Source organism: Arenibacter catalasegens (genome assembly GCF_002909235.1).
GTDB lineage: Bacteria > Bacteroidota > Bacteroidia > Flavobacteriales > Flavobacteriaceae > Arenibacter > Arenibacter catalasegens.
Map to the genome: position 1 here is coordinate 1 of NZ_PHQQ01000057.1, position 8,005 is coordinate 8,005.

Sequence of the window (8,005 nt, forward strand, 5' to 3'; positions counted from 1 at the left end):
CATTAATCCAGATTTTAATAGATCTACTATCATAACCTTGAATTCATTATCATACTGTTTTGCCATAATTCAAATATACTTATTACGGACTCTATAAATTAGTGCCATCAAAGGTAGACACTCCAGGGCCCTTGAAGCCCTGTTCCCTTCCCATACCACTATAGATAATAGTCGCTACGAAGAGGTCATGCAATGTTTTGAGGGGGTCAACAAGGCCCGGAACCATCCCGGGTTTACCTTTCTATATCATTATCAGCAGTACATACAGCAGGCCAAAGAGCCTTATGGTTACACCCAGTTCATGGAACATTACCGGCGCAAATACGCAAAGGCCAAGGGTTCCATGAAGCTCGAGCACGGGGCAGGGAACGAAATGTTCATCGACTACGCCGGCAAGAAACTCCATATTGTTGATAGGGACACTGGGGAAGTGGTCCCGGTGGAAGTGTTCGTGGCCATCCTTCCCAATAGCCAGTATACCTATGTGGAGGCCTGCAGGAGCCAAAAACGGGAGGATCTGATCGGTTGTTGCACCAAAGCCCTGAACTTTTACGGCGGCGTGCCCAAGGCCATTGTATCGGACAACCTGAAATCGGCGGTTACAAGGGCCAGTAAATATGAGGCGGACATCAATCGTAGCTTTAAGGATTTTGCACGGCATTACAACTGCGCCATAAACCCCGCCCGGGGGTATTCCCCCCAGGACAAGGCCCTGGTGGAGAACGCCGTGCACCTTGCCTATCAGCGTATCTACTACCCAATACGGGAAATGGTGTTCTTCTCCCTCGAAGATCTGAACCGGGAGATAAAACGTTTGCTGGTGGCGTACAACGACCTGTTGTTCAAACGAAAGGAAGCCAGTCGCAGGGAACTGTTCCAATCCGTGGAACGGGAATACCTGAAGCCCCTGCCCGAGAGTGCGTACGAGCTCAAGGAATATCGAAGGGCGAAGGTGCAGAAGATGGGGTATATCTATTTCTCCGCGGACAAGAGCTATTATAGCGTTCCCTACCGCTATATCGGGAAAGAGACCACCATCCATTACACCGGTTCCGTTGTCGAAGTCTATTACCACCAACAACGGATCGCCCTGCACCGGCGCCATCCGGAAAAAGGCAGCTATAATACCAACAGGGAACATCTTAGCAGCACCCATAAGTACTATAGCGACTGGAGCCCGGAGTTCTTTAAAAAGAAAGCGGCCCGACACGGCGACCATGTACTGGGCTGTGTGGAGACGATACTCGCCAAGGGGGACTATCCGGAAATAGGATATAAAAGGGCCATGGGGGTCATACAGCTCCATAAGGCCTACGGGGCGGAACGCCTGGACAATGCCTGTAAAAGGGCCCTGCAGGCAGATGCCGTTTCCTATATGCGGATCAGGAACATCCTGAAGAACAACCTGGACAAAAGCTCCCTGTTCTACCGGGACCTCGAAGAGGACAAGAGCCATATTCCGGACCACGGGAACATACGGGGCGCCTCCGCTTACCGATAATACATAACTTAAATCCAATATATTATGAACAATGAACAGACAATCGAAAAATTGAAACAGATGCGCCTGGGGGCCATGGCCCAATTGCACCTACAGCACGTAAGGGACAACGGTGTGGCCGATATTACCGCCGATGAGTACCTGGCCATGCTCACGGACCACCAGTGGGAGGACCGTCAGAACCGGAAGATCCAACGGTTGTTGAAACAGGCGGGGTTCGCACAGTCAGCCAACCTGGCCGAGGTGAACTATGCCCAACAGCGCAACCTGGACAAGAATATGTTCGCCCGCCTGGGGACATTGGATTTTATGGCCAGGAAGGAAAACATCATCCTCACCGGGGCCTCGGGAACGGGCAAGAGCTATCTGGCACAGGCACTGGGACATCAGGCATGTATGATGGAACAAAGGGCCATATACGCCAATACGGCCAGGCTCCTTAAAAAACTGAAACTATGCAAAGTGGACGGTACCTATCTCAAGGAGCTGGACAAACTCTTGAAAACGGACCTGTTGATCCTGGACGACTTTGGACTGCAGAGTTTTGACAACCATGCCCGCGAGGCACTGATGGATATCATCGATGACCGTTACAATAAGGCCTCGACCATTATATCCTCCCAGATACCCGTATCCGCGTGGTATGATATTATCGGGGAAAGCACTATTGCCGATGCCATATTGGACAGGATAGTGAACTCATCGCACAGGTTGGACCTAAAAGGGGAAAGCTTAAGAAAAGGGATTTTAAAAAACGACTAACACATTTTTTTTGTATAATTGAAAGATCTTTCAAAGTGGCACTGTTTGACCGAAACAGGTGGCACCATCACTCCGAAATAGCCACCACCATTTCAAAATATAACGGTCAACTTACCCTAAGGATTAGACCCACAGCCGAATCCGTAATCGAAAAAAATATAGAGACCCCTTATGAAATTCATTTGGTGGAATTTTATACGCAAGAAGACTTTGATAATTTTAAAAATGACGAGGAACGAAAAAAGTTCTTGCATCTAAAAGAAAAGTCGATCAAATCTTCCATTTTAATCCAGGGAACTAAATTATAGCAACTGCTTATTTCCCCAACCAAAATAATTCCAATTTTGTTACGATTAGCACAGAATTATCTATCCTTTCTACAGAGTTATTTCAATTATCTTGTCCTCGTTAATTCGTTCAGCTTTAAGGTTCCGGATTATCTTCTTTTTAGATGTCTCAGGTTCACTTATTTCGATTGTGTAAGAGCCTATTTCAAATACCTTGGCCTTATGTCTCTGGCCAAGCATTCTTACTGTGTATTCTACCTTATTGGTTTTTTCATTGATTACCTGTAATACAGGGTCGACAACTCCGTTTACTATAATTTCAGGCAAATAGGCAACGGCCTCACGACCATAATTATCAAACTGGCTGATGGTTTTGGGCCATCCTTCATATTGTTGATCTTTTCCAGGCAAGGCATATCTTGGCCAACATTCAATTTGAATGGTACGATCGGATTTTTTCATTTTTACGATTCCATAACCTGGCATTCGGTCATGCAAAACCAAGGGCTCCATTCCTGTAGATTTTTTGGTCAATGATGCTGGGTTGGTCACGGCATAGACGGTAACAGGGTTTCCAAAACCATCCAAGTGCTTGCCCATATTTTTTGGGGCGCCTTCAGGCCTGTCCTTCCCTTCCTCTTCCGGCCACCAGGCCCTGGGATAGAAATTGGCTATGGAGGGTACACAAAACGAGTAGAATGCATCATCCCAAGTATCAATACCATGCTGTATCAAAGATCCCAAATGTTGATCACCCGCCATGTGAAAGGAAAAAGACCTTCTAAGTATATCCACTGCCCTATTTCGCCCGGTCTGGGGCCAACCATTGGAATCAAGGTCCGCCACTATACGATCAAGCCCTGCACCATGATGTGTTGCAATATTGGCAAATATGGTTTGTGATAGCGCCATTTTCATGGTATGGGCATTCCAATCCTCTCCCCAATGTTCAAGAAATTCAAGCTGTCTTTCGCCCAGTAATTTTTTCCCTGGAAGATCGATCCCTTTGTAGTTATAGTTTGGATCAATTACATGATCGGGGCGTCCCGCGCTTAGGAAAGGGTTGTCCCAAGGTCCGGACTTAAATTTACGGTCTTCAATAATTGCGAAACCAATGCCTCCGTAGACCATATCCGTATAGTAGACGTTTATGCCTTGCTCTACTGGAGTGGGATCATAAGGATCGGGCAGATTGGTACATTGGGTTCGTTCCACCATTTTCACGAACCAAGCGGGGTGCATATAGCCTCCATCGTTCTGGTTGTCCACCTTACGACCGCCCTGTCCCCAAAGATTTCCTTGATATACATCATGATCATCCGGAATGGAAATGGTAGGGATATCTTTGGTAATATCACGATATGCCAGGCAATACAGGTACCATTTATATAGGTAATCCAGTTCCAAGTTGTCATAGTCCATCCAAGTGGGACTGGCACCTTCATAAATTTGATCTCCGCTAAAAAATAGGACGTCCGGATCATGCATTTTAACACGTTCTACCAAATCGTTGTGGGGATACCATATTCCTGAAAAATCATAGGAAAAGGGGGAACGTCCTTGTGACATTCCCGGATAGGATACATTGTGGTTTCCTGTAAACCCGGCCACTGTAATCTCATCCTTTTCAATGGGGTCGTGACGCACTGTTCCTTCATAATAATGTGTTTTCGGACCTTTTCCTGTTGAAGGCACATACTCATATACAATCCGATACGGCATATCTTTAGTGTCTGGCCAGTCATTTACTTTAAAGGTCGCTGTATTACCGGGAGTAATAATATCCGTAGTACCTACCTGTTCCCAGGTCTCCGCATTTTTAATTTCAAGGTTCACCGATTTTAACTCGTTTTCACCTATTGGCATCATCTGGGCTGTCATTTTTAGGGTGCCTTTACTTAGTGTATGCTGTGCGCTAAGTATAGGGCCGATACTAATGTCCGTGGCCTGTAGCTTTTTCCCCTTGATATTGAATTCATCAAACCAAAAACGTCCCTTATTATTTTCAACATCCGGTTCTGAGACTAAAGCAATATTGCCGGACAATGGCCCTTTTAAGCCCTTGGTCTCAAGCACATCTTCACCACTTTTCAGGATTAGGCTGTAAGTTCCTTCCCGTTGTTTAATTTCCAATTGCAAATGGTAAGTTTCCTTTTTATCAAATTGTTTCTCTACAATTACTTTATCCGTCTCCATGTTTTTGAAGAATAGTTTTCCAGTGACGGTTACACCGGCAAATATGCCAGCATCCTTTCCAGGTTTTTGCTGTACCAAGGATGCACCCAACACATCCAACGATGGCGCTGCACCTATGAGAAATCCAGTTGAGGATACTTCTCCGTATTCTTCGGAAAGCAGACCTGTTTTTACCGCCATTTGGATGTTTCCATCTGCATTGGACAATCGGTAATTAACTAAGTGACAAGTTCTAAAAAATATATCCTTGCCCTTGGCGATACATTCCAATCTTCCATTTTGAACTTTCCAGTCCTGTAGGCGGTTGGCCCAAAATTCGGGGCCTATCCAATGGCGGTTTACTTCTTGGTTCCAATCGAAAAAAAGTAAGGGTTCTTCTTGGGTGCAATTGCTCATAAAGAATACTAAGGAAATAGCCAGCATCTTTATTTTTAGCGGTAGATAATTTATCATTGTATACAGGTTGGTTTTTGCGATAACGCTCGGCAATTATTTTTTTTGCTATAGCGCAATAAGGTCTTTTTTATCTTTTAATGGATTGAAAAGGTGATTCTGCAAATCGCTTTTTAATGTGATATCCTTTTACTTGATATTGTTTTTGATGAATTTTCTTCATTCGATAGCATTACTATTTTTCATGTCGATGACTTTTATAAAATATTTTATTTCCCCAACCAGGTATCGAACCAATTAAACGCATCTGTTTGCATCTGTATATCGAACTTATGTCCGCCATCATAGAATTTTCCGCTATACCGTTCAGGATGCCCACCTTTAGAAAAGACCGCTGCTAGTATCTCATCAGCTTTTTTCATTTCTGGCAAGGTGTACAGTTGGTCTTGGTTATTGCTCAGCACCATGGTAGGAAGTGGTACCCGCAGGCCAAAAATTTCAGGGAAATCCAGATAATTTGCCAGTCCCGGTGCATAGGTCATCCAGGTGTGGGTGTAGGACTTGTTCAGTAAAAAATCTTTCCATGTGGTCATAAAACCTACACATACGGCACATTTTATCCTAGCATCCATTCCCCCTAAAAAAGCAGTACGCAGCCCCCCACCCGAGAGTCCGGCGCAACCCATACGATCCGGATCCACATCTTTTCTAGCGCTCAGAATATCCAAAGCAATTCGGTCTTCGGCCAACACCATACCGGGGTAGGACGTGCCAGCGCTCAAAAGGGATTTCGCCATTACATGTTCATGGTGGCCTGCCCATTCGTTATAGGCTTCAATGTTCCTAACATCTTCAGGGTTTTCATCGGTACGCCCCTCCGCTTTCAACGCCCCCCATTCAATACCGGCCATATCTTTATAGAACACCCGCCGGCTAGCAAAGGAAAAGGCATCATGTATTAATACGGCATATCCCCTTTTGGCCATCTCGTTCGCCCATGCCCTACCCTCATAATAACTGTTTTGGTGCGCTACTATAAGCGGATGCTGAGCATCTGAAGTCTTGGTGATCTTTCTTTTGCCAAAGTATTTATTACCGCCATGGTCGTGCAGGGCCAAAATGGCGGGCAACTTCCCTGTACTGTTTTCGGGTTTTAAAAAAATAGCTTCCACAGGTCTTCCATAGGGCAATTGCCATGTAAGTTCCTCAATTTCTAGTCCGTCGTAGTTGTATTTCCTTTTAAGGGTAACTACTATGGTATCTTTTATCCTAGGCTCTGCTATCTGTTCTTCGGCCTTGGCATGGGCGCTCGGTTTCCAGTCTTCAATTTTGGACCAGTGGTCGTTCCGGAAGGACAACTTGGGCGGATCTTGCATTTGTGAAGCCAACCAAGGGCCATATTGGCCTATAAGGCTTTTTGGTAGTTCTGCATTCATAGGGATAGGGTTTATGGTTGGTAGCATATGGTCAAAAGCGGCGGTCATGGTACTGGGCAAAAGTGGCAAGGCCACGGTTGCTAGAGCGGTCTTGGAAATAAAGGCCCTTCTGGAACCATGGATTTCAGCATCCGTATTTTTGGGTTTTTTCATGTCATGGGATAATTAGAGGGAAATTTAAAGTTACTCTTTATTTTCAATTATTCCCTAATGTTGGTTTTAGGTTAAACAGCTAGCTAGGGACTATTCAATGGATATGCCGAAAGTAATCCCTCTTCTTTTTGGAATCAACCTACTAGTAGGACTGCTATTATATGTGGTTAAGAAAAAGGATATCGCGAAATTGATTTTTGGAAATGAGAAACTTTGCCCTCTTTAATGGTTTTGAAGAAGTTTATCCTTTAGTAAGAACCCTAATAGAATGGGCCATTGTTAAGATAATCTTTGGATTTTAAGACAGTATTAATAAAGTTCCACTATTAAACCTGTATACTGCATATTAACAATATAAACAATTACATATGAGTAAAACTTTTTTGAATACAAAGTTAAGAGGAATAACCAAAACAGTAGCTGAATTCTCCAAACAGGCCGGTCAGAGCAACAGGGAGTTCCGTGAATTTATTAAGGAACAAGTGGTGGAGCATAGAAAAGAGGGAATGGATGTATTTAAGTCTCCGAGACCAGGAGATGACCAAAAGAAATAAAAATTTCCTATCCATAATGGAAATAGGAATACATAATAAAGAACTAAAAGGCTATTTGGATTCTCTAAATGGCCTTTTAGAAACTTATGCTAACAAGCATCAAAAACTGTAAAACATGATTATCAAAATAAATACCGATAAAACGCTTAATGGAGAACAAAGAAGTGCCGATTTTTTTACTTCTCAAATTAACGAAGCCTTAGAAAGGTTCGAATCTCATATTTCCAGAATAGAGGTACACTTAAAAGATGAAAATGGAAAAAAGGATGGGTTTAATGATATCTCTTGTCTATTGGAAGCCAGACTTGAAGGCAGACAACCCATTGCCGTCACAAATCAGGCAAATACTATAGATCTTGCGGTAGCTGGTGCCATTGACAAAATAAAAAGTGCTCTAGATACCATTGTTGGAAAAATCCAAAATCATTAATAGCTATAATAATAGAAACAGAAAATAACGTAGGTCAGTTGGCAGTGAACAGTTTACAGTAAACAGTTTACAGTAAACAGTGGTCAGTGAACAGTTGGCGGTTGGCAGTTGGCAGTGAACAGTGGTCATTGAACAGCTTACAGTAAACAGTTGGCAGTGAACAGTTGGCAGTGATGTACGTCCCTGATATAGGTTGACCACTTAAAGAGTGGAAAGCTATGAAAGCAAATGTACGGAGTATCCGCAAACAGCGTAAATACTCGGAAGAATTCAAAAAACGTCTTGTTTCGGAT

Annotated in this window: 7 protein-coding genes; 5 read left to right on the forward strand and 2 right to left on the reverse strand. The window is 43.7% G+C overall.

Annotation, left to right across the window (positions count from 1 at the left end):
• The first annotated feature begins 187 nt into the window (after positions 1 to 187).
• From istA to CWD90_RS22620, 3 genes are read left to right on the forward strand one after another with little or no spacing between them, the layout of a single operon-like run.
• Complete coding sequence (gene istA, locus CWD90_RS22610) at positions 188 to 1,501, forward strand: IS21 family transposase (RefSeq protein ID WP_157941310.1); 1,314 nt, start codon at positions 188 to 190, stop codon at positions 1,499 to 1,501.
• A gap of 24 nt (positions 1,502 to 1,525) precedes the next feature.
• The gene (gene istB, locus CWD90_RS22615; RefSeq protein ID WP_103478327.1) at positions 1,526 to 2,263 is read left to right on the forward strand and encodes an IS21-like element helper ATPase IstB; all 738 of its coding nucleotides are present in this window, start codon (positions 1,526 to 1,528) and stop codon (positions 2,261 to 2,263) included.
• A gap of 35 nt (positions 2,264 to 2,298) precedes the next feature.
• A complete protein-coding gene (locus CWD90_RS22620) occupies positions 2,299 to 2,571 on the forward strand; it encodes a DUF1330 domain-containing protein (protein ID WP_192878061.1) in 273 nt (90 codons plus the stop codon).
• A gap of 69 nt (positions 2,572 to 2,640) precedes the next feature.
• Here CWD90_RS22620 and CWD90_RS22625 read toward each other — a convergent pair whose 3' ends face one another.
• Complete coding sequence (locus tag CWD90_RS22625) at positions 2,641 to 5,199, reverse strand: alkaline phosphatase D family protein (RefSeq protein WP_103478328.1); 2,559 nt, start codon at positions 5,197 to 5,199, stop codon at positions 2,641 to 2,643.
• A 209-nt stretch (positions 5,200 to 5,408) separates the two neighbouring features.
• On the reverse strand, positions 5,409 to 6,728 hold the full coding sequence (locus CWD90_RS22630; protein ID WP_192878062.1) for a prolyl oligopeptidase family serine peptidase: 1,320 nt from the start codon (positions 6,726 to 6,728) through the stop codon (positions 5,409 to 5,411).
• Between the two features lie 368 nt (positions 6,729 to 7,096).
• Between CWD90_RS22630 and CWD90_RS22635 the strand changes: the two genes are divergently transcribed.
• Together CWD90_RS22635 and CWD90_RS22640 are read left to right on the forward strand one after the other, a co-directional pair.
• On the forward strand, positions 7,097 to 7,282 hold the full coding sequence (locus tag CWD90_RS22635) for a hypothetical protein (RefSeq protein WP_103443096.1): 186 nt from the start codon (positions 7,097 to 7,099) through the stop codon (positions 7,280 to 7,282).
• A gap of 115 nt (positions 7,283 to 7,397) precedes the next feature.
• A complete protein-coding gene (locus CWD90_RS22640) occupies positions 7,398 to 7,712 on the forward strand; it encodes an HPF/RaiA family ribosome-associated protein (RefSeq protein ID WP_103478329.1) in 315 nt (104 codons plus the stop codon).
• Positions 7,713 to 8,005 lie beyond the last annotated feature (293 nt).